Raw genomic sequence first — 21,646 nt, 5'->3', positions numbered from 1 at the left:
GTATGAGAAAGGTTGATGTTATGACTAGAGAAGAAATACGAAAGAACTATCGCTATAAAGATAATATGCGGATGTTATTAAAAGATATCGGTTGTTGTGGAAGACAATATTATGTGTATATGGTGTTGGAAATTATTTTAAAAACCATTGCACCAATTCTTCTGATGCTGCTTCCTGTTTATTTAGTTGGCTTGTTGGAACATCAGATAGATCTTGTTACGATCTGTGAGAAACTGAGTATATGGATCGTCGGGATTCTAGGTATTTATCTGGCTGATACATGGTTTCATGCGCAAAACATGCGCATCTTTGAAATGTTGAGAATGGCATTGTACATGCATCGTTTTTATAATTGGCGTGTGCATATGGATCTTTTGAGCTTAGAGAATGGTGAGAATAACGAGATGGAAATGGAAATTCGCCAGGCGCTGTTGCAGGGAAGCAGTCATGGTGTTGGAGCTTTGTTAGAAAGCAGTATATCACTTGCCAGCAGTGTGTTAGGTTTGTTGCTATATGCCATTTGCATTGGACAATTGCAGCCATTTCTACTGTTTTTGATTATGATTGCCGGTGGTGCAGCCGCGTTTGCAAAACGGCGAGCTAATATTTATGAATACCAAAAGATGGGACGCTTCTGGGAGAACAATGGTAAGTTTTGGGGTATGAAGAATGATAGCATCAATTTGGAAAAAGCCAAAGATATTCGCATGTATCATTTAGCTCCATGGTTTGCGGATAATTTTGAACGCTTGCGTAAAGAAGCAGTAACGATTTATCAAGATGTCATGCAGAAACGCTTTTTAGCAGATGCTGCCGCTAGAATGGCGACCTTTCTACGGGATGGGGCAGCTTATGGATATTTGCTTTATCTCATGATCAATGGAGATTTGGATGTTGCACAGTTCTTGCTTTACCTAGGTGTTGTCAGTGGTTTTACAGCATGGATGCAAACAATTGTTGAAACGTTGACCATCTTGAATCAGGAGTCTTTGAGTGTATCGTTTCTACAGGCATATCTGGCACAGGAAGATAAAGATCAAAAGGAAGGCAGACAAGAAACGGTGGCTATGGAGAGTAAAGAAGTTCCAGAAGTATCTACTACATCTCAACCACAAGAAAACGCAAAAACGCATCTTGAAGCTACAAATGCGCTTGAAGATAATAGGCTGAAAGAATGTCATGAAATACGTTTTGAGGATGTGAGCTTTGCTTATCCGGGGCAGCCACCCATCTTTGAGCATTTTAATATCACCTTGCATGCCAATGAAAAAATTGCTTTGGTTGGTATGAATGGAGCCGGCAAAACGACACTGGTAAAACTGTTATGTGGTTTGTATCCTTTAACATCCGGACATATTTATGTAAATGATATGGATATTGCACAAATTCCTCATGAATTATATGTTTCGATGTTATCCATCGTTTTCCAAGACTCACAGATTTTTGCCTTTGACATTGCCAGTAATGTTGCCTGTACGACTAGCCAGGACAAACAAACGCTCAAGAGCAAAGATGCTGCTATGAATCGATTATTAAAGAAGATGCAGTGTGGCGATACCTATGCCATCTATGATGAAGAACGTATTTTAAGCTGTTTACAAAAGGCCGGTCTGCAAGATAAGATTGATCAGCTGCCACAGGGAATTCATACACATCTTACTACGTATCTGCAAAAGGATGGTGTTTTGTTAAGTGGCGGTGAAATACAAAAACTGATGTTAGCGAGAGCCTTATATAAAAAAGCACCTATTCTCATACTAGATGAGCCTACCAGTGCTTTAGATCCAATTGCGGAAAGTGAGCTTTATCAGAAATATGCCCAGTTAAGTGAGGGGAAGATTTCGTTATTTATCTCACATCGTCTAAGCAGTACCCGTTTCGCTGATCGTATTTTATTTTTAGAGCATGGTAAGATCATCGAAGAAGGCAGTCATGAGGAATTGCTTAAGAAACAGGGAGCTTATGCGAAGATGTTTCAGATGCAGGCACATTATTATCAAAAGGAGGCTGGAAGGAATGAAGAAATTATACCAAATGCATAAACAAGGCTTTCAGCTTTTACGTTTTATCTATCGTCTTGATCATTCTGCTTTACCAATTTTCTTATTACGCCATACCATGGAAGCTGTATCCCCTTATCTTCAAATCTTGTTTAGTGCCATCATTATTGATGCTTTATTACAACAGCATTGGGAAAAAGCCGGTTATACCATTCTCATCATGTTAATCGTTAATTTACTGTTTGGGCTTTTATTGGATTATGTAAAAAGCAAAAGTCAGGTTCGTTCCATGTCTGTTCATCGTCAGTTCAATGCGATGATTTGTTTAAAGACGATTGATCTAGACTATGCGACATTTGCGGATAAAGAAGGCTTAGAAGCTTTTTCACAAGCGGATGCGGCAATGGCGATTCATGGAGGATTTGGTCTGCTGCTTGAAATTTATACCGAAATGGTACAACATCTGTTATCGGTGAGCATTGCTATCGTATTGCTCTTGGAACTGTGTCAAAAATATGGGCAGAGGATGCCGGGGGTACTTGGCTTTTTTCTGACACCTGTTGGCTCGCTTTGCACACTATGTGTCTTATTTATCAGCTTACTGCTGTTATATGGGAAATCCGCAGAGTATGTCAATAAAAACAATTTGCAGATATTTGAGCATGATATGTCAGTGCATCAGGAAATGCAATATTTTGATAGTTATGCGTTCCATGCAGATAAGGGAAAGGATGTACGTATCTATCGTATGCAGCCAATGTTATTACAGGCATGGAATGCATTATGTGAACGATTGAATCAATCGCTTAGGAAAGAGTGGCAATATACACGCAGATCCACCTTATTTTATGTTTTTATCAATCATATCGTTATGTTATTGTCCTATATATTTGCCACGTTAAAGTTCTTCTCACACGCTATTTCGATTGGGGAATTCACGAAATATTCTAGTGCGATAGCCAAATTAAATGAAGCTTTGCGATCTTTGGTAGAAAATAATGGGCAGTTACGTACGATGATAGGGTATTTAAGCTATTATAGTGAATATATGAAAAAAGAGAATAAGTTGGATACCGGTACACTGCCTGTTGAAAAACGTTTAGACAATGAATTTGAAATAGCCTTTCATAATGTTAGTTTTGCTTATCCGAATACGAATACTTACGTATTAAAAAACGTATCCTTAACATTGAATTTGAAACAAAAGATTGCACTGGTTGGGCCAAATGGTGCCGGAAAGTCAACTTTTATTAAGCTATTATGCCGTTTATATGACGTGAGTGAGGGTTCTATCACTTTGAATGGGATTGATATTCGTAAATATGATTATCAAGAATATCTGAATCTGTTTGCGGCTGTTTTTCAAGACTTTACTCTTTTCGAGTTTCCGGTAGGAGAAAATGTCGCATGTGAACAGCAGTATGATGAAACAAGAGTTTGGCAAGTGCTACAACAGGCGGGAGTAAGAAAGCGTGTAGAACGCATGAAGGATGGTTTAGCAACGCCTATGTTTTATCGAGAAAAGGATGGCGAAGATGTATCTGGTGGGGAAGCACAAAAAATAGCGATTGCTAGAGCATTGTATAAAGATGCACCTTTTGTGATTCTTGATGAACCTACCAGTGCCTTAGATCCGATTAGTGAATATGAAATTTATACGCATTTTCACGACATGGTTAAAAATAAGACAAGTATTTATATATCTCATCGTATGAGCAGCTGTCGTTTCTGTGATGATATTCTAGTATTTGATCATGGACAACTGTTGCAGCGAGGGACGCATGAGGAATTGATGAAGGATACAAAACAGGTGTATGCGAAAATGTGGAAGGCACAAGCCAAATATTATGTGTAATTAATATCCGCATACGAGCAGTTGTTATCATAGTTACAATGTTGTGGTATCTTTCATAATAGCACACATAGAAAAGCACGCATAGAATAGCACACATATAATAAGCACGCATATAAAAAATTCTCACTCATCATAGTGCCTCTTTGAAGTACGTATGGAGTAAGAATTTTTTAATATTTAATTTGCTTTTATTTCTGTTGCTAACGTTTTACCTAGTTCCATTAAAGCATCGAGATCTTCTTGGGTTGGTGTATAATTCTGTGATACCACACCATCCTGTAATAAAGGCAAGCCAGCTCGTACAAGACGTTCATTTACCTGCTTTGTCACTACATCCGCCCAGCCATAGGAACCAAAGCCCAGAGCTTTTTTATTCTTTACCTTGCAGCTAGCTAGTTTTTCTAAGAAAGCAGCGATGCTTGGTGCCATAGCATTATTGTAGTTACCACTACCTACTAAAATAGCCTTAGCATCCAGTAATTCCTTCATAATAATAGCAGGAGAAGTTAGGGAACATTTAAAGATCTTTACACAAATCCCATTTCTTCCAAGTCCTTCTGCCAATGCTTCTGCCATCATCTGGGTATGCTTCCAAACACTTTCATACACAATAACCACTTTATCTTTTGCGGCAAATGTTGCAAATTCCTGGTAAGCATCAAATAATTCCTTTATGTATGTACGCCATATGATGCCATGCGCAGGGGCAATCATATCAATTGGTAATCCCATTTCTTGAATCTGTTTTAATTTATTGGCAACCTGCATACCATATGGCATTACAATATTTGCATAATAGTCTTTTGCCCGATCGATACATTTCGCTAAACCATGTGCATCATCAAAGATATCATAGCTTGCTATATGCTGCCCAAAGGCATCATTAGAAAAGACGATGTTTGCTTTATCCACATAGGTCAGCATGTTATCCGGCCAATGAATCATCGGCATTTCCACAAAGGTGAGCGTATAGTCACCGGTACATAGGGTATCACCGGTTTTTACTTTATGATAATCATATTCCTTGAAATATTGCTTCAACATAATTTTCACACCGGCATTGGAAGTGTATGGCTGCGCATTTGGATATGCCTGCATGAACTTCACAAAACCTCCGGAATGATCTGGTTCAGCATGCTGCACGATTACATTATCGATTGGTTTGTCCCCAATGATGGAATGAATGCGCTCCATCATAATGTCAAAAAATTCTTCCTCCACCGTATCAATCAAGGTGATCTGCTCATCAACGATCAGGTAGGAATTATAGGTTGTCCCCTCACTAATCGGAAATAGATCCCCGTGGAAATGGCGGCAGTTAAAATCATGAACACCTACCCAATACATGTTTTCTTTTAATTGAATGGCTTGTTTCATTTCAATCACTCCTTTTCGTATTGTTAATTTTATCACTTTTACCGTTGATTATTCTATGCTTTTCTTATATAAAATGAAAGTTATATGCTTAAAAATTAAGACATTTTATAAGAAATCAGAAAATTCTGTTAAATTAAAGCATAGAACTCACTAATAATTACTATAGAACTTACTAATAATAAATAAGAATAAAGAATAGGCGGATCTATCATACACAAGCATAACTTTTGTGGAATGCATCTTAAGGAAAGAGGAAAAGGAATAAAAAAACGAAAAAAAAGTCGCGTTTCTTTCTTTATCAAAAGGTTTGGAGTATAATAAAAGAGAATAAAAAAGGATGATTAAAGGAGGATTTTTTCATGATTATTCAAAGTAAACGCGTATGGGTCATGGGGCACTTCTTAGAAGCTCAGCTGGAAGTTGAAGATGGCAAAATCAAAAACGTTCTGGCTTATGGTGCTAAGGAAGTAGATAAAGACTATGGCGACAAACGCATTGTGCCGGGATTTATTGATATCCATACACATGGAGCATATGGCTTTGATACAAATGATGCAGAGCCTGAAGGATTGCGCAATTGGATGAAGAACATTCCTGAGGAAGGTGTTACCAGCATCTGCCCTACAACAATTACGCAGACAGAAGAAGTATTAACCAAAGCAGTACGCAATGTAGCTAATGTAGTGAAGGAAGGCTATGAAGGTGCGGAAATCTTAGGTATTCATTTTGAAGGACCTTATCTGGATATGAAATACAAGGGGGCACAGCCTGAACAGTGTATCGTAAAACCAGATGTAGAACAATTCAAACGTTATCAAACTGCCGCTGATGGATTAATTAAAGTTATCACCATGGCTACGGAACAAGATGACGATTTCAAATTGACGAAATATTGTGCAGAAACAGGTGTTCGTGTCAGCATTGGACATTCTGCTGCAACGATCGAAGAAGCTGGTATGGCAATCGCTAATGGTGCTACCGGTATGACACATATCTTTAACGGTATGACACCATTCCATCACCGTAAACCAGGTTTGGTTGGCGCTGCTATGCGTTTCCGTGATACATTTGGTGAAGTAATCTGTGATGGAAACCATTCTACACCAGATGCCTTAAATGATTTGTTTATGGCAAAAGGAAGAGATTATACGATCATGATTACTGATGCTTTAATGGTAAAGGGCTTGCCAGTAGGTACCAAAGTATTGTTCGGTGGTAATGAGATTGAATTGTATCCGGATGGAAGTGCACATTTGACAGATACCAAAGGCTTAGCTGGTTCTACTTTAAAAGTAAACCAGGGCTTAAAGGTATTGGTTGAAAAGGCAATGATTCCTTGGGATTATGCCATCAATTCTTGTACGATCAACCCAGCAAGATATTTAGGTGTTGATGATCGTAAGGGTAAATTAGTAGCCGGTTATGATGCGGATATCGTTGTATTAAATGATGATTATTCAGTAGAAATGACTTACTTAAAAGGAAAAGAAGCATTCTAAAAAGAAAATAGGCGGTATGGGTGTCCATGCCGCTTTTTCTGTGGTAAGATGTTTGATGATGAAGTAAAGGAGTAAGCTATGAAGAAAATAAAAGCCTTATTTTTTGATGTAGATGGTACCTTGTATACCCATCGTGTACATGATTTTCCCCAATCTACACAATATACCCTACATAAGTTAAAAGAAAATGGTTATAAGGTTGGTTTTGCGACCAGCCGATGCCGTTTTGAAACAAGCAATCTGCCCCGCTTTTTCCGTGAATTTGCCTTTGATGCCTGTATTTATGATGGTGGTGCTTTGGTCATGGAAGGAAATGAAGTATTTGAAGAAAGTCCTATGCAAACGGATGAAATTCAGAAATTATTAGACTATACAAAGAAAGAAAAAATAGCAGTACGCTATTCTACTTTCGCTGATGATTGCATCGCTCATTACGGTGATGCTCGCATCCTTGATGAATTTTTTAAACTATATTTAAATATGCCAATAGAAAAGCCCTATGAAAATGAAAAGGTGTATAATATGCTAGCCTATCCGAGTGAACAACGGCAGGCAGAAGAAATAAAGCAGTTATTACAAGAAAGCTTTATTGTGGAACATTCACGTCATACCTTAGAAATTACTGCCCGTGATATAGATAAAAGTAAAGGAATTGCCCATTTATGTGAGAAATGGAACGTTGCCATGCAGGATATCATATGCTTTGGCGATGGGGCTAATGATGTCAATATGTTAAAGGCAGCCGGTGTTGGTGTTGCCATGGGCAATGCAAATCCTAAAGCATTGACGGCTGCGGATGTGGTGTGTGGCCATATTGATGAGGATGGTTTATATCATTTCTGTAAAGAACATAATCTTATCTAAGCGATATCATATTCGTGATATAATAAACATATAGAAAAAAGGAGATGTACGCATGAAACTGGAAAATGAACGTTATGAAGTAACCTTTGTGGAAAAAGGAGGAGAAATTTACAGCTTTACGGATAAACAAACTGGCTTGCAGTATATGTGGCAAGGTGATAATGATAACTGGGGAGGCAAAAATCCTTCACTGTTTCCAATTATCGGAAACACATATACAAAGGATTATCAGATTGATGGGAAGACGTATGCAATGAAAAATCACGGTCTTATTCGTTATGCAACCTTACATTGTAAAAAAGACGATGGTAAGGAAGTTATCATGGAACTTGACAGCAGCGAAGAAACCTTAGCACAGTATCCATTCCCATTCCATTATGAAATTGCTTATACATTAGAAGACAATAAATTAACGATTACTTATCATATTACAAATACCGGAGAAAATGAAATGCCATTTACCTTTGGCTTACATCCGGGATTTAACTGCCCTTTATGTGAAGGTGAGAAATTTGAGGAATACACTTTATCTTTCACGAACGAAGAGCATATGCAACAGTTGGTATTTGATCCTGATAAAAAACATCCATATGAATTAAAGGATGTTGTGATCAAAGACATGCCATGCAGCTATGAAGAAATCGAAAACTTTGCGACCTTAATTTATAAAGACGCTAGAAGTGCCTATCTGACCTTAAAAGGGCCTAAGGGTCATGGGGCTACTATCAGCATTGCCGGTTATCCATATGTCGCTATTTGGACAGCAAAAAAAGGTGCTCCATTTATTTGCTTAGAGCCATGGTATGGACATGCGGACTTTAGTGAGGTCAAAGAAGATTTCTACCATCGTGAAGGCACGATGCTGTTAAGCCCAGGCAAAACATTTACCACAGCTTATACGATTGAGGTGTTCTAGTGCATTTTCAGATGGAACGCGGGCGTATTTATCTGATGCAAGAGGGCAAACTGTTGGCAGAGCTGACCTATACAGATGAAGGAGATTATTATAATGTTGATCATACCTTTGTTGATGAGTGTCTGCGTGGACAGGGCGTTGCCGCACAACTGATGGCAGCTTATCAAAGTCTATTAGAAAAGGAACAACGCAAAAGTACAGCGACGTGCTCTTATGCTCTTAAATGGGCGGAAAAACATAAGGAATATGCTACGTACTGGATGTAGTAAAAAGGCAAATTTTGCCTTTTTATAATGCAATAGAAATTGCTATCTGAGAAAATCATTCTTTTGTCTTTCTACATTGAAAAGGCTTTAACAAAGCGTTATAATAAGGGTGTGTGTAATATGCAAGGAGGAGAAATTTAATGAAAGTAATTAAAGTTAAGAATTACGATGAAGTGAGTGCAGAAGCATTCAAGGTGATGAAAGAAGTAGTAGCAAATAAACCCGAAGCTGTTTTAGGCTTAGCTACGGGAAGCAGTCCAATCGGTCTGTACGAAAATATGATCAAGGATCATAAAGAAAATGGTACCAGCTATGCAAAATGTCAGTCATTCAATCTGGATGAATATGTAGGTATTGACCGTAACCATTCCCAAAGCTATTGGACATTTATGCATGAAAATCTGTTCCATGGCATTGATCTTCCAGAAGATAAGATTCATGTTCCTTATGGAAATACAAAAGCAGATTGTGAAGGCTATGAAAAAGCAATGGAAAATGTCAGTGTTGATATTCAGGTATTAGGTATCGGTGGAAATGGACATATCGGTTTCAATGAACCAGGTACACCATTTACTGAAGAAACGCACATTGTTGACTTAACAGAAAAAACACGTTCTGATAATGCTCGCTTCTTCGAAAATGATATTAATAAAGTTCCTACACAGGCAATTACCATGGGTATTGCTACTATCATGAAAGCTAAGAAGATTCTGTTGGTTGCCTCTGGCGCAAATAAAGCAGATGCCGTTGCCGCAATGGTAAATGGACCAGTAGATCCAGCATGTCCAGCATCTGTATTACAAAATCATCCGGATGTTGTCGTTATCGTTGATGAAGAGGCTGCAGCTAAATTATAAGATACATGGGGGTTCTTGATGAAGAACCTCTTTTCTTTTTCTATCTGTTAAACATTTACTTTTTTTATGTTTGGTCTATAATGGAGAATGAAAGTGAGTGAGGATATGGCAATAAAATTGATAGCGTTAGATTTAGATGGTACCTTGTTGACAAGTAAAAAAACCATCGATGAGGAAACGAAGAAACGCTTACTAGAAGTGCAAAAAATGGGAATCAGTATTGCGATAGCGACAGGACGTGATAAAGGTGGAATTGACTTTGTAAGTAAACCTTTGCATTTGGAAGAAGGGAAAAATTTCGTTGCTGGTGTGAATGGGCAGATCATTTATGATTTTGCAAAAAAGGAATATTATGTAGATGGCGTTTTTGGGGCAGAAGATGCGAAAAACGTTATGCGTTTGGGAAAGAAATACGATTTTGAAGTTATTAGTTGTTGTGGCTATGATAACTATGATTTCATCAGCAAAAAGTTAAAAGCAAAGAAAAAAATCCGCAGCTTACTGTTTGGTGCACCAATGGATTATGGTTTTAATCAAGGCAAACGACGCTTTTTACCTATTCAGGATTGTGAATATGAAATCACACAGGATATAAATAAATTCGTTTTGATTCAAACTGCCGCATATTTTAAAAAGCATTTGAACAGTATTCGCCGCGAATTAAGTGATTATGACATACTCGAAGTCGGACCGGCATGGATCGAGATTATGCCAAAGGGTGTCAGTAAGGGAAGTGCTTTATTGAAAATCGGTAAAGAAAATCATATCTCGCCAGATGAAATGATGGCCTTTGGCGATGCCGAAAATGATCTGACCATGTTTCAAAGTGTCCGTTATGGAATCGCGATGGGGAACGCGATGGAATCGTTAAAACGTTATGCATATGATGTTACGGATACCAATGATCAGATGGGAATCGCGAAAGCATTGGATAAATATATTTTTTATCCTGCAAGGGCTAAAAAATAGTCTGGTAGATCATAAAATAAGGTCCTATTAGAGGACCTTATTTTATGATATCGGCTGTTTGAGCGTGAATAAGTGCTATCAGTTTTCTTGGTTCCATGGCAATCTGATAACCAATCTTGCCACCGCTAAACATGATCGTGGAAAAAGCTAAACAACTTTCATGCAGGAAGGTTCGATAGCTTTTTTTCATTCCAATAGGAGAACAACCTCCGCGGATATAACCGGTTATTTTATTTATATCCTTTACATGAATCATTTCGACAGCTTTAACATTTGCTGCCTTTGCGCACTTTTTCAAATCTAATTCCTGTGCCACCGGAATCACAAAGACAAGATATTCTTTGGTATTGGCAATGGTCACTAGCGTTTTAAACACCTGATCGGGATTTTGTTGAAGTAACTCAGCAACATGTGTACCACCGATAGCTTCTTTGCCATGGGCATAAGTAAATACTTCATAAGGTATCTGTTCTTTATCTAACAAACGCATGGCGTTGGTCTTCTGCAATTTCATTGATATCCCTCCATTGCCAGTAGTATAACACTTTTTTGCAAATGAGAAAAGTAATGAAATTCATCGTAAAATGTGTATAATGAACATAGATGCATCTTATGCTGGGAGGGTGTTTATGACAATAAAACTAATCGCAATGGACATGGATGGCACTTTATTACGCAGTGATAATACCATTTCGCAAAATACCAAAAATATATTATTAGAAGCACAGAAAAAGGGAATCATCTTAGCTTTGGCAAGCGGGCGCAGTTATGCTAAATTATTACCGTATGCACAACAGCTACAGATGCAGAAATATGGCGGCTATTTGATTGAGGTTAATGGTATGGCGGTGTATGATCTGGCACATGCGAAGCGTCATGTGGATGGTCGGATGCCAAAAGAAAACGCTCAAGAAGTATTTACCTATTTCTCAAAATGGAAAGTAGAAATCATAGGAAATATGGATGAGGGAATGTATGATTATAATCCACCGGCTTTATTGGAAGAAAAGAAAGCGTATCGCAAATTGCATTCTTTGCCAAATGATTTTCCATGGACCGGAGGAGCATTTGAATTTATGATGGATAATCGTCAAGGTTATCCGGATTTACGCTATATTCATACAAAAGAAGAGATTATTGAAGATGTAAATAAAATATCCGTAACTTATTGGCCATATGTCATGAAAGAAGTCGCTAAACGGGCGAAAGAGGATTTAAAGGACCGTTATTGGATCGGTTTAACAAGTGATAAATGGTTAGAAGTGATGATGCCAAACGTGACAAAAGCATATGGATTAAAGAAATTAGAAATGCTTACCGGTATCAAACTGGATGAGATGATGGCGATTGGTGATGGGGAAAATGATATAGAAATGCTGCAGATGGCTGGGCTTGGTATTGCCATGGGAAATGCGATGGAGAATGTAAAGAGAATTGCGGATGATGTGACGGCTACCAATATGCAAGATGGAATCGTGGCCGCAATTCATAAGCATTTGGGCATTTAAATGCATGAAATAAAAAAAACATGCTATACTGTAAACAGTTGGAGGTAATGACTATGAAAATTATAAACAAATCTGAATTCGATTCGGTAATTGCACAAGGTGTTGTCTTAGTTGATTTCTTTGCGACGTGGTGCGGTCCTTGTAAGATGCTGTCTCCGGTATTAGAAGAAGTCGCAAAGGAAGTAGAAGAAAAACTGGATATTGTAAAGGTAGATGTCGATCAGGATGGTGAATTGGCAATGCGTTTTGGCATCATGTCAGTTCCTACTATGATTATTTTTAAAGATGGACAGCCAATGACACAGCTACAGGGCTTTATGCCAAAAGCACAGTTAATGAATGAACTCAAGAAAGTTATCTAAAAGAACATCGTTACTATAAATAGAAACGTATTCTTGTATGATCTGTTGTTTAACATGGATCTTACAGGAATTCTTTTTTTGCCTATGTGTTTCTGCGCTTACAGATTAAGCTAAACGACAAAATTTACATGGTGATGGAAATGGAATGATATTATTTTCATGTTATATGAAAGAAAATGTCATATGTTTGAAAATATTTGTTGACAATTACTTTTCTTCCGTGTACAGTGAAACACAAGATAGAAAGAGGGTTTGGGACATGGGTACGATCATCAATGTAATAGCTGTTGTTATCGGTGGCGGTATCGGATTATTTGTGAAAGGCGGTTTGCCTTCCCGTATGCGCGATTTGTTGATGCAAGCTCTTGGGCTTTGTACAATGTTTATAGGGATTAGCGGTGCTATCAGTGGCATGATGAAGGTAGAAGGGGCAACGCTTATCTCCGGTGGAACTATGCTGTTAATTTTTTCTTTAGGCATTGGGGCATTATTGGGAGAAGCATTACGACTAGAAGATCGTATGGAGGCATTGGCAGAATATCTGAAGAAGCTAACTAAATCCAGTGATAGCCGCTTTGTGGAGGGTTTTGTCAGTAACAGTCTGATTATTTGTGTGGGGGCTATGGCAGTCGTTGGGGCATTACAGGATGGTTTGCTTCATGATCCTACTATGTTGATCACAAAAGCTATTTTGGATGGCGTTATCTCCATGGTATTTGCTTCTGCATTAGGAATCGGTGTAATATTTGCGGCCTTGCCATTACTCATATATCAAGGAGGTATTACCTTACTGGCATCCTTCATGGCGCCTATTTTTTCTGATGCTTTGACTCAAAACTTATCTTATGTTGGATCGGTATTGATCTTTGGTGTCGGTATTAATTTGTTTTTTGGCAAACAGATACGTATCGGCAATCTATTGCCTGCGTTATTGGTGCCGATATTATATGAGCTGATGCAGCTTATTTTCTAAATTATATCTATACAAAGAAAAGAAGTACCTGAGGGATGGTACTTCTTTTCTTAACTCAAACTCAATTTTGAAAGGGAGAAAGTATGAATAACTTTGAGGGGAAATTTAGTCATACTTCTAACAGGAACTCCTTCCTGTCAACTATAGTATAATAAAAGGATGTCAGACAAGTTTCGTTGAATCATGTAAAAATATGTGAGAAATTTTCTGGAAAAAAAGAGATAGGTATTCTTTCTTTTATTAAATCATAAACAAAAAGGCGTTGTACCTTTTTCCTTTAATTTATGGAAAAGAGTAGTGTGATTTGTCATTTGGAAAATTGGTCATATTTATAGGTAAGGTAAATCCTTTTGCACACACCTAGTATAATAAAAAGCCATCATATCCATAAGTTATAAATTTGTGATGAAAGAATTTGGTTAAAACAAAAATCTATAATCTGCTCATCCTAATACTTTATGAAGTTTATAAAAAGCATATGCCTTAAAAAAATAGAACATCCAACAAAAAAGACGTTACTTGGGGAAACGTCTTTTTTGCTTGATAAATTATAGTATATTAAATGGAAAGGGAGAAAGTATGAATTTTTGAGGGAATCATCATACTTACCGCAGGAGGTCATATCCCTTCCTGCTGACTATAGTATACAAAAAAGATGTGAGATAAGTATGTAAGGAGTATGGAAAATTATGTGTAAATCGCATTGTTTTTCTTTGAATTATGGGAAACTGAAAAGAAGGATCGCTTATTAGCAACGGAAAGCCATGTTTTGATCGGCCTTCCATCGTTTGATTTTAGGTCTACTTTTAAGGGTACATCATAGCAACTGCGGTTTTTTCTATTCGTACTATGGAAATAGGAAGGTATGAAGAATCTTATGTGATGTTCTGCTGGCTCTGCAGATAACATTTTTTATCTGTAGCGATGAGGCTTTGGCTAGATAGACATCTCTTGCATAGGATAAAGAAAAGAAACGCGAACTTAGGGGGAAGCTCTCGTTTCTTTTCTTTAAATTATTATGTTTTTGAAAGGGAGAAAGTATGAAATTTTGAGGGGAAAATATGTCATACTTAGCAGGAGGTTAGTTCCTTCCTGCTGACTATAGTATAGTAAAAAGTCATCAGATAAGTATGTTGAATCTGTGGTAAATTATGTGGAATCCAACCATGGTTATGTGATATCATGTTACCATGATGGGGAGGTGTAAAAAATGATAAGTTTTTTGAATTTAGATAAAGAAAAGATACTTACGGCGGCGAAACAGCAATTCCCTCATGCCTATATTGAGCAGGATGATGTTGATTTTTATCTTCCGGATATTGAAAAAGGTGAAATGCAGATCATGTCTGTAACATATCCGGTTTATGTTAGTACGCATTATGCATATGAAGATAAGATGGTAAACGGCAATAAAACGCGTTATAAAATACCTTTATCAATCATCTATACAAAGCAGGATGCCTATGAAATTATTTATGACAGCCGTGATATTTGTTATGTTGCTTATGAACAAGAGAATGCCATACAATTTGTATTATATGAAGATTTTTATGATTTCATAAAGGACCAAATTACGATTTGTGAAAAAAAATGAAGCGTCTGACATAATTCGACAAATCTTTCTATTCGCTATATTGTATACTAACGATGGCAGTGAGAACTGCTACTATGCGTAAATAATCCCCGAAGACTATCCCTATTTACGTATTGATCATTCTATCCCCTATAGTGAAGAAGACCCTGTTTGTCAGGGTCTTCTTTATGTGGTGTGCCAGGTATGGGACATACTAGGTGGTGTGAGAGCTTGGAAACTCAATTGTTTCCTCCTACTCAATTAGATATTGATAAAAGGGAAGGACTTGCATAGATATCAAAAGGTTAATCAACGAAACATCCTAATCCGTCATAAACCAGTTGTAATATTGCGTCAATTCAGATACATCAATATCAAGTTCTTTTAAGAAAGCGTAAAAATCATCATGCAATTTTTTGCCGTGTTCTTCATCCTTTTGATCACAGATGGATGGATTTTTTTGTTGCTTGCCACCTTCAATATCATACATGCATACCTGCTGTTTATGATTAACGATGGACATGGCAGAATCATTGGTTACATCAATGGTATATTGATTTTTTGATAACGTATCCATATACGTAATGCTGGACAATTTACCTTTTTCATTCGTTAACGTTATTTTTGTATTGAGTTTTATAATTACCATACCGATAATTTTATCTTCCGAGCCTTTATAGCCTGTTACTTCATATCCTGCATTTTCTAAACGGAAATCGATTTCTTCCATGGAAGGACTATCGTTGGAAGAACAGCCGGCCATAGCGAAACACAGTAGCCATACAGCCAGTAATTTTCGTAATTTCATCTGATTATCTGGTATATCTGAATAATGACGCATCTAAGCAGTCATTCTTACAATATACGCTTCCTTTCTATCAACCTTTTTAACCGTGGTTGATGACGGTTATTGGTATATATATAATGTAATTGGGGATGAGTATGCGTATCATCTGCGGTTTTAACGCTTTCATGTAAACTTACTCCTCTTTAACTATAGCACATCTTTGTATTTCAGGAAAGAGGTTACATTTTGATACATATGGGAGATATGCGAATAGTTAGGTCTTTTTTGGGTAGTATGTAAAAGAAATGAATTGACGGTGTGAAACAACATGTGATAAACTTAGTGAGTTATCGCGTCAAGTGAAAGCTATCGCGAATGATAGAAAGAAGGTAACAATGACAACATTTAATGAATTACCAATCAGCAGCGAAATTATGAAGGCTGTTGAGGAAATGGGATACGAAAATGCAACCGACATTCAGGCACAATCCATTCCATGCATTCTGGAAGGAAAAGATGTGCTGGGTCGTTCTAATACAGGAACAGGTAAAACAGCCGCATTTGGTATTCCAGCAATCGAAAAAGTTATTCCTGGAAATAAGTTTCCAAATGCACTGATCATCTGTCCAACCAGAGAATTAGTGACGCAAGTCGCAACTGAACTGCGCAAGTTTTCCAAGTATAAGGAAGGTGTAAAAATTGTTCCGATTTATGGTGGTCAGCCCATTGATCGCCAGATTCAGCTGTTAAAACGCGGCTGTGGTATCGTGGTAGGTACACCAGGAAGAATTATGGATCATCTAAATCGCCGTACCTTGAAATTGCAGGATGTCAACATGATCATTCTGGATGAGGCAGATGAAATGCTGAACATGGGATTTAAGGAAGATATTGAAGAGATTCTTTCTATGATGCCGGCGGATAATGAGCATCAGACAATTTTATTCTCAGCTACATGGCCACAAGCGATTTTAAAAATCACCGAACAGTTTCAAAAAGATCCTGTACGTGTAGAAATTAAATCTTCTCAACGTACGATAGATACTGTGGAACAGATTTATTATGAAGCACCACGAGGCAAAAAAGCGAATGCCTTGCGGGTTCTTTTAAATCATTATGATCCTGATCTGTGTATGATCTTCTGTAATACCAAAAAGATGGTAGATGAATTATGCGAAGAATTAAATAAGCATGATATTAAAGCGACTTCCTTGCATGGAGATATGAAACAAGAATTCCGTAGCCGTGTAATGGAACAATTCCGTAATGGGACAAGTCCTATCTTGATTGCGACAGATGTTGCCGCAAGAGGTATTGATGTAGACGATATTGATCTGGTTGTAAACTTTGATATTCCTCAGGATATGGAATATTACATACACCGGGTAGGGCGTACGGGTCGTGCCGGTAAAAAAGGACTTGCTATCACATTAATCAGTGGGGGAAAACAGCGCGGTGCTATCAAAGATGTCATCCGCTATACAAAAACAAATATCACTCGTCATGCCCTGCCAACCAGTGCTCAAATGATGGAAGCGAATCGTAATGCTTTTATTGCCAAAGTTAAAGAAGCTTGCGATGAAGGAATCACGGAAGAAAGTATAGAAATTGCCAATGCTTTGATGGCAGATGGCATTGCCCTTGAAAATATCATCAGTGCTTTGATTTCTATGAACTATAAGAATGAGGTCATTGATATTGAGGAAGAAGAAAATGTAAAACGTTATGCATCAGATTTTGATGCCATCACATTGAAATTCTCCGTAGGTCGCACCCATGGCATTCAACCTGGTAACATCGTGGCGGCAATTATTGAAGAATGTGGCATGAGTCCGAAAGCGATTGGACGTATTGATGTTCGACCAAATTTCTCTTTGGTTGATATTGCAGCAGATAAAGTAGACATTGTGTTGAATAACATGCAGCGTACGACCATTCGTAAACAGGAAGTCATGGTTGAAATTGACAGTGCGCCAAAACGCAAGACGAATCGCCGTGATGGGGCAAAAAATAACACTCGTGATGCATCTAGACGAAACAATCGTCATGCTGGGGATGGTTCCACACGAAGAGGAGCAAAACGTCCTGGAAATCATGATAAGAGTGTTCGCAAAAGTGCAAAAAGGAAAGCAAAGTAAAGAAAGATTGTTAGAGGCATAGTGCCTCTTTTTTTTATATAAGTAGTGTTCCTTCAATTTTCCATTGTTTTTACGGTTATCGTTAGTACATGTAAAGAAATAACATGAAAAGGGCTTGTTTCTGTAAAGATATTGAAAATATTATAAAAAAGGAGAACGTATCGCCTAGGTTCTCCGAAGTCATTTTTCTTATCAAGTTATCTTGTTTCTATAGAATCGTCGTTAGCATTCGGGTGTTGGGATTTTGTAATAATTGTGCGATGTGGATAAGGAAAATCAATCCCCTCAGCATCAAAGCGATGCTTGATGGCAATTCTTAAATCAGATAGTAAAGCAAAGCCTTCCGCATTTGACGTAGAATAAACCGTTGTTCGCAAAGTAATACTGGAATCGTTAAAGCGTATCAGACGGACGATGACGGGTTCTACACCAGCTGTAACTTCATCTTGGCTGCGATGATCCAAAAAATTAGGGTGTGCCATAACTTCTTCCTTGATGATGCGCATAGCTTTATCCATATCACTTTCATAACTAATATCCAATTCTAAAAAGTTTCCTTTGGTATTGTCATTTAAACTAACGTTTTCCAATACCGCTTTATTCATAACACTGTTTGGTATGATCACCTTGGTGTTTTCATATGTTTGAATGACGGTATCCCGTAAGGAAATATCAACGACATAGCCTTCATATTCCCCTTGATTGACCTTAACCAAATCCCCGATCTTGAATGGTTTAAACGTTGTGATCAAAAGACCATTTACAAAATTCCCCATAGCCTCTTGTGCCGCGAAACCAATCACAACCGCAATGATGCCGGCAGATCCCCATACTTTGCCCAGTACGCTTTCAAATGGTGTTAATAGGGATAAACAGCCATAAATAGCAATGGTATATAACGTGATTTTCACTAAGCGCATAACAAATCTGGTATTTACTTTAACATGGCGCTTAATAGAACGATTGATAAGACGTTTTAACAGATAAGCGCATACTAGAAAACATAACATGATCATTAGGGTATCTAAGAATCCATATTTAAACACAGAGCCTTTGCCCCATTGATTGATTTCATGAAAAATGTCCATGTGACGCCACCTTTCTATAACAAGATTATCTTATGTCAGATTGTATGCTTTGTCAAAGAAAAAGAAGTGGATCATAAGAGAAAAACGTCAAAAGCTTGCAGTGAAGAGGCAATGTCAGAAGAATATGGAAATGTAGAGGATGATTGTCGAAAATATCTAAGTAAATAAGTGGAATTGTGTGATATTATTGATATAAATAAATTTTCAGATATAATAAATTTTAGATAAGAAGGTGTCTGAAGATGAACGTTAGAAGTAAGATATTAAAAATCCGAAATCTTCCCACAGATGGAGAATTGATTGACCATATCAACGCAAAACCTTATCTGTTTATCTTGGTTTGTATTGCGATAGGCTTAGCATTGATGTTTACGCGTCTATATCTGATTGGTATCGTTATTACGTTCATGTTTTTATATTATCTGCTGTTTGTGAAAGATGTGACGTTGATTGAGTTTTATGATAAATATGCCATCTTTTATTTAAATAATGGCAAGGATGAATGTTTCTTGCTGTTTTGGGAAGATGTTGAAAAATGGAGTATTAGCAGCAGTCGCAATGATCTGGATGTACTCAATATCGTATTGCGTAATCAGGAAAGCATTGCTTTAAAATGTTTGGGAAGAAAAAAGGTGGCACGTTACTTTGTTACGTATGTGTCCACTCCCTGTGAAAAAGCCATAGGAAAGCAGCATGCATTGTAATGTTGCTTTTTTCTTTACGGACGATATGATATAATACACTGTGTTTGAGAGGAAGATGGACATGGATACTTATCATGAAATCAAGATGCAGGTGAAAACGCAGTTAAAAGGGCATTTCCTATTTCTATATGGATGGCTGCTGTTTGTTTCCTTACTAATAGCACTCATCCAAAATGTTGGCGGTTTTTTGGGTAATGGGTTAGGAGCAACCTTGCTTTCTTTGGCATTATCGCTGCTTTGTGTAGTGGTCAATAATACGATGCTCTTTCTGTTTATTCAAAGGGTCAGAAGTTTACGTTTCCGCAAACAGGATATCCGCTATTCTTTTTCTAAGGCCGGTGAACAGATTGTCATTGGTTTATGCTTAAGCTTGTTGCAACTGTTTTTGCAGATAGCTGTCAGTGTATGTGCCTTTTTACCAATCTTATACATGCTGGTATCTGCGTTTCTCAGCCTGTTTTTCGTCTATTGGTATGCCTGCATTGCCTGGCTGATCTATGATCAGGATACACACATTAAAGATTTATTCATAAAACCATTGCACATTATGAAAGTACAGGCATCCGCCTTATTTTGGGCAGGTGGTTTCTATGTGCTGTGGAATATCCTATCGCAAATTGGTTTAAGCATGGTATTAAAGCCATTTATTAAGGAGAGCGATTCCTTAGAACAGGCTTTGTTAACACTTGTTCAGCAAGGGGCAGATCATATGGAAACGATCTGGCTGTTATTAGCATTTTGTATTGTGTATTTCTTAGTACAATATGTAATACTTGTCGTGCTGTATACCTTTTTAGCAAATGTATATGAAATGAGCAGAGAACGCTCGTAATAAATCTGATAGAGAAAAATGAGGTAAGGATATGAAAGCATGGAAAGAATTTATGGAATTTACAAATCTTAAAGGACAAGTAAAGAATTTTGTCATGCTCTTAATGCTGACTAGCTTTTTGTATTGTTCCGTATATACAATTTTGGCGAATTTCATGTATTGGAATGGAAATACCCTATTATTTTATGGGATTTTATATGTGTTAGTCATTGTTTCTGCTTATGTGTACATGCTGGTATTGTATCAGTTTCTAAAGAAAAAGCGAGATGATGATTTGCGTGTGGATATGAAAGCTTGTCGCATACCGCTGATTATGACCCAAAGTGTGTTTTTTCTATTGATGGCTGGGGGCAGTTTTGTATCCTACTTACTTATGGAAAATCAAGATCTGGCGTTTTTACAATATCTATTGACACCAATCTTGCTGCTACTGCTTATGCTTTATATTCCCTGGCAAGTATTTGCTATTTTGGAAATACTAAATGGTAAGAAGCATCCCTTGCGCATATTGAAAGATGCCTTGCTGATTATTTTACGACATTATCAATCCGTCTTTTACTCATTGCTTGCTTTGGGAGCAATCGCTGCCATATATTATAGCTGTATGGATGCGATGTTTGAGATTTCTATTTCATTGGTTCCGGCAACGGCCGTTATTGATATCATGACACGAGCAAATCCTTTTTTACAACTGTTTACGTTAATGGCAAGTGTCCTGGATAATGTGAATATTGCGATACCGGCAATACTTTCTCTACTTTATGGCATAATCATGTGCATTGCTTTAAGTTTTTATTATATGGTCTTAATTTGTATTTTTGATGATGATATTCATGTATAAGCTTGTGACATGTTGAAATAGGAACATACTATAAGGTAAAGGATGATGAATGGATGAATGAAGTATCTATACCGATCGTTATTACACTTCAATTAGACGATACGTATGTGACCTTGCGGATACATTTCTTACGCAAGGATGATCAGCCTTATTTGCTTATTCAAGTAGAACCGCTTTGGAATTAGCGGTTTTTTTAAATGATGATGTGGAATTTGCCTATCTTTTCGAACGGTACAT

22 protein-coding genes are annotated in these 21,646 nt (G+C 37.4%); 18 read left to right on the top strand and 4 right to left on the bottom strand.

From position 1 onward, the window contains the following. Nucleotides 1-20: 20 nt before the first annotated feature. Nucleotides 21-2,042, top strand: coding sequence for an ABC transporter ATP-binding protein (locus KJS44_RS11100; protein ID WP_008687296.1), 2,022 nt, complete (start codon nt 21-23; stop codon nt 2,040-2,042). Continuing rightward, on the top strand, nt 2,017-3,855 hold the full coding sequence (locus tag KJS44_RS11095; protein ID WP_008687298.1) for an ABC transporter ATP-binding protein: 1,839 nt from the start codon (nt 2,017-2,019) through the stop codon (nt 3,853-3,855). Before KJS44_RS11100 ends, KJS44_RS11095 begins: the two co-directional genes overlap by 26 nt. Before the next feature lie 177 nt (nt 3,856-4,032). Here KJS44_RS11095 and KJS44_RS11090 read toward each other — a convergent pair whose 3' ends face one another. Continuing rightward, a complete protein-coding gene (locus KJS44_RS11090) occupies nt 4,033-5,232 on the bottom strand; it encodes an FprA family A-type flavoprotein (RefSeq protein WP_008687300.1) in 1,200 nt (399 codons plus the stop codon). A gap of 359 nt (nt 5,233-5,591) precedes the next feature. Between KJS44_RS11090 and nagA the strand changes: the two genes are divergently transcribed. The 6 genes from nagA (at nt 5,592) to KJS44_RS11060 (ending at nt 10,603) form a co-directional block, all read left to right on the top strand. Beyond that, nucleotides 5,592-6,731 carry an N-acetylglucosamine-6-phosphate deacetylase gene (gene nagA / locus KJS44_RS11085; protein WP_008687301.1) on the top strand — a complete coding sequence of 380 codons (1,140 nt, stop codon included), beginning with the start codon at nt 5,592-5,594 and terminating at the stop codon, nt 6,729-6,731. Between the two features lie 78 nt (nt 6,732-6,809). After that, nucleotides 6,810-7,595 carry an HAD family hydrolase gene (locus KJS44_RS11080; protein ID WP_008687302.1) on the top strand — a complete coding sequence of 262 codons (786 nt, stop codon included), beginning with the start codon at nt 6,810-6,812 and terminating at the stop codon, nt 7,593-7,595. A 52-nt stretch (nt 7,596-7,647) separates the two neighbouring features. After that, nucleotides 7,648-8,511 carry an aldose 1-epimerase family protein gene (locus tag KJS44_RS11075; protein WP_008687303.1) on the top strand — a complete coding sequence of 288 codons (864 nt, stop codon included), beginning with the start codon at nt 7,648-7,650 and terminating at the stop codon, nt 8,509-8,511. Then, complete coding sequence (locus tag KJS44_RS11070; protein ID WP_008687304.1) at nt 8,511-8,777, top strand: GNAT family N-acetyltransferase; 267 nt, start codon at nt 8,511-8,513, stop codon at nt 8,775-8,777. Before KJS44_RS11075 ends, KJS44_RS11070 begins: the two co-directional genes overlap by 1 nt. A 140-nt stretch (nt 8,778-8,917) precedes the next feature. Continuing rightward, complete coding sequence (nagB, locus tag KJS44_RS11065) at nt 8,918-9,634, top strand: glucosamine-6-phosphate deaminase (protein ID WP_008687305.1); 717 nt, start codon at nt 8,918-8,920, stop codon at nt 9,632-9,634. A 105-nt stretch (nt 9,635-9,739) separates the two neighbouring features. Beyond that, on the top strand, nt 9,740-10,603 hold the full coding sequence (locus KJS44_RS11060) for a Cof-type HAD-IIB family hydrolase (protein WP_008687306.1): 864 nt from the start codon (nt 9,740-9,742) through the stop codon (nt 10,601-10,603). A gap of 37 nt (nt 10,604-10,640) precedes the next feature. On the opposite strand, the gene ybaK is transcribed toward KJS44_RS11060, so the two are convergent. After that, nucleotides 10,641-11,117: a Cys-tRNA(Pro) deacylase gene (ybaK, locus tag KJS44_RS11055; protein WP_008687307.1), complete on the bottom strand. Its 477-nt coding sequence runs from the start codon at nt 11,115-11,117 to the stop codon at nt 10,641-10,643. Between the two features lie 115 nt (nt 11,118-11,232). Between ybaK and KJS44_RS11050 the strand changes: the two genes are divergently transcribed. The 4 genes from KJS44_RS11050 (at nt 11,233) to KJS44_RS11035 (ending at nt 15,040) form a co-directional block, all read left to right on the top strand. Beyond that, nucleotides 11,233-12,111 (top strand): Cof-type HAD-IIB family hydrolase, encoded by an 879-nt coding sequence (locus tag KJS44_RS11050; protein WP_008687308.1) that lies wholly within the window; start codon nt 11,233-11,235, stop codon nt 12,109-12,111. A gap of 53 nt (nt 12,112-12,164) precedes the next feature. Then, complete coding sequence (gene trxA, locus KJS44_RS11045; protein WP_008687309.1) at nt 12,165-12,473, top strand: thioredoxin; 309 nt, start codon at nt 12,165-12,167, stop codon at nt 12,471-12,473. A 259-nt stretch (nt 12,474-12,732) separates the two neighbouring features. Then, a complete protein-coding gene (locus tag KJS44_RS11040) occupies nt 12,733-13,446 on the top strand; it encodes a DUF554 domain-containing protein (protein ID WP_008687311.1) in 714 nt (237 codons plus the stop codon). Nucleotides 13,447-14,656: 1,210 nt separating this feature from the next. Next, nucleotides 14,657-15,040 carry a hypothetical protein gene (locus tag KJS44_RS11035; protein WP_008687313.1) on the top strand — a complete coding sequence of 128 codons (384 nt, stop codon included), beginning with the start codon at nt 14,657-14,659 and terminating at the stop codon, nt 15,038-15,040. A gap of 301 nt (nt 15,041-15,341) precedes the next feature. On the opposite strand, the gene KJS44_RS11030 is transcribed toward KJS44_RS11035, so the two are convergent. Then, entirely contained in the window at nt 15,342-15,827 is a 486-nt protein-coding gene (locus KJS44_RS11030; RefSeq protein WP_226896986.1) for an SECRET domain-containing protein, read from the bottom strand. Between the two features lie 374 nt (nt 15,828-16,201). Here KJS44_RS11030 and KJS44_RS11025 point away from each other — a divergent pair, with 374 nt between their 5' ends. Further along, nucleotides 16,202-17,944 (top strand): DEAD/DEAH box helicase, encoded by a 1,743-nt coding sequence (locus KJS44_RS11025; RefSeq protein WP_008687315.1) that lies wholly within the window; start codon nt 16,202-16,204, stop codon nt 17,942-17,944. A 197-nt stretch (nt 17,945-18,141) separates the two neighbouring features. On the opposite strand, the gene KJS44_RS11020 is transcribed toward KJS44_RS11025, so the two are convergent. Beyond that, nucleotides 18,142-19,032, bottom strand: a complete 891-nt coding sequence (locus KJS44_RS11020; protein ID WP_008687316.1) for a mechanosensitive ion channel family protein — start codon at nt 19,030-19,032, stop codon at nt 18,142-18,144. Between KJS44_RS11020 and KJS44_RS11015 the strand changes: the two genes are divergently transcribed. The 5 genes from KJS44_RS11015 (at nt 19,018) to KJS44_RS14680 (ending at nt 21,594) form a co-directional block, all read left to right on the top strand. Continuing rightward, the gene (locus KJS44_RS11015; protein ID WP_017144702.1) at nt 19,018-19,200 is read left to right on the top strand and encodes a hypothetical protein; all 183 of its coding nucleotides are present in this window, start codon (nt 19,018-19,020) and stop codon (nt 19,198-19,200) included. The genes KJS44_RS11020 and KJS44_RS11015 overlap by 15 nt on opposite strands. Nucleotides 19,201-19,274: 74 nt before the next feature. Then, on the top strand, nt 19,275-19,736 hold the full coding sequence (locus KJS44_RS11010) for a hypothetical protein (RefSeq protein ID WP_008687317.1): 462 nt from the start codon (nt 19,275-19,277) through the stop codon (nt 19,734-19,736). 61 nt (nt 19,737-19,797) lie between these two features. Next, nucleotides 19,798-20,568 carry a hypothetical protein gene (locus KJS44_RS11005; protein WP_008687318.1) on the top strand — a complete coding sequence of 257 codons (771 nt, stop codon included), beginning with the start codon at nt 19,798-19,800 and terminating at the stop codon, nt 20,566-20,568. A gap of 31 nt (nt 20,569-20,599) precedes the next feature. Further along, a complete protein-coding gene (locus KJS44_RS11000) occupies nt 20,600-21,409 on the top strand; it encodes a hypothetical protein (protein WP_008687319.1) in 810 nt (269 codons plus the stop codon). A gap of 53 nt (nt 21,410-21,462) precedes the next feature. Next, entirely contained in the window at nt 21,463-21,594 is a 132-nt protein-coding gene (locus tag KJS44_RS14680; protein WP_008687320.1) for a hypothetical protein, read from the top strand. Nucleotides 21,595-21,646 lie beyond the last annotated feature (52 nt).

The organism is Longicatena caecimuris, assembly GCF_018406465.1.
GTDB lineage: Bacteria > Bacillota_I > Bacilli_A > Erysipelotrichales > Erysipelotrichaceae > Longicatena > Longicatena caecimuris.
The sequence above is the reverse complement of the archived record's forward strand: the minus strand, read 5'-3'. Positions and strand labels throughout refer to the sequence as shown.

Coding starts and splice junctions, on each gene's coding strand:
- KJS44_RS11100 (WP_008687296.1), top strand. CDS start 21: ATGACTAGAGAAGAAATACGAAAGAACTATCGCTATAAAGATAATATG.
- KJS44_RS11095 (WP_008687298.1), top strand. CDS start 2,017: ATGAAGAAATTATACCAAATGCATAAACAAGGCTTTCAGCTTTTACGT.
- KJS44_RS11090 (WP_008687300.1), bottom strand. CDS start 5,232: ATGAAACAAGCCATTCAATTAAAAGAAAACATGTATTGGGTAGGTGTT.
- nagA (WP_008687301.1), top strand. CDS start 5,592: ATGATTATTCAAAGTAAACGCGTATGGGTCATGGGGCACTTCTTAGAA.
- KJS44_RS11080 (WP_008687302.1), top strand. CDS start 6,810: ATGAAGAAAATAAAAGCCTTATTTTTTGATGTAGATGGTACCTTGTAT.
- KJS44_RS11075 (WP_008687303.1), top strand. CDS start 7,648: ATGAAACTGGAAAATGAACGTTATGAAGTAACCTTTGTGGAAAAAGGA.
- nagB (WP_008687305.1), top strand. CDS start 8,918: ATGAAAGTAATTAAAGTTAAGAATTACGATGAAGTGAGTGCAGAAGCA.
- KJS44_RS11060 (WP_008687306.1), top strand. CDS start 9,740: ATGGCAATAAAATTGATAGCGTTAGATTTAGATGGTACCTTGTTGACA.
- ybaK (WP_008687307.1), bottom strand. CDS start 11,117: ATGAAATTGCAGAAGACCAACGCCATGCGTTTGTTAGATAAAGAACAG.
- KJS44_RS11050 (WP_008687308.1), top strand. CDS start 11,233: ATGACAATAAAACTAATCGCAATGGACATGGATGGCACTTTATTACGC.
- trxA (WP_008687309.1), top strand. CDS start 12,165: ATGAAAATTATAAACAAATCTGAATTCGATTCGGTAATTGCACAAGGT.
- KJS44_RS11040 (WP_008687311.1), top strand. CDS start 12,733: ATGGGTACGATCATCAATGTAATAGCTGTTGTTATCGGTGGCGGTATC.
- KJS44_RS11035 (WP_008687313.1), top strand. CDS start 14,657: ATGATAAGTTTTTTGAATTTAGATAAAGAAAAGATACTTACGGCGGCG.
- KJS44_RS11030 (WP_226896986.1), bottom strand. CDS start 15,827: ATGAAATTACGAAAATTACTGGCTGTATGGCTACTGTGTTTCGCTATG.
- KJS44_RS11025 (WP_008687315.1), top strand. CDS start 16,202: ATGACAACATTTAATGAATTACCAATCAGCAGCGAAATTATGAAGGCT.
- KJS44_RS11015 (WP_017144702.1), top strand. CDS start 19,018: ATGAAAAATGTCCATGTGACGCCACCTTTCTATAACAAGATTATCTTA.
- KJS44_RS11020 (WP_008687316.1), bottom strand. CDS start 19,032: ATGGACATTTTTCATGAAATCAATCAATGGGGCAAAGGCTCTGTGTTT.
- KJS44_RS11010 (WP_008687317.1), top strand. CDS start 19,275: ATGAACGTTAGAAGTAAGATATTAAAAATCCGAAATCTTCCCACAGAT.
- KJS44_RS11005 (WP_008687318.1), top strand. CDS start 19,798: ATGGATACTTATCATGAAATCAAGATGCAGGTGAAAACGCAGTTAAAA.
- KJS44_RS11000 (WP_008687319.1), top strand. CDS start 20,600: ATGAAAGCATGGAAAGAATTTATGGAATTTACAAATCTTAAAGGACAA.
- KJS44_RS14680 (WP_008687320.1), top strand. CDS start 21,463: ATGAATGAAGTATCTATACCGATCGTTATTACACTTCAATTAGACGAT.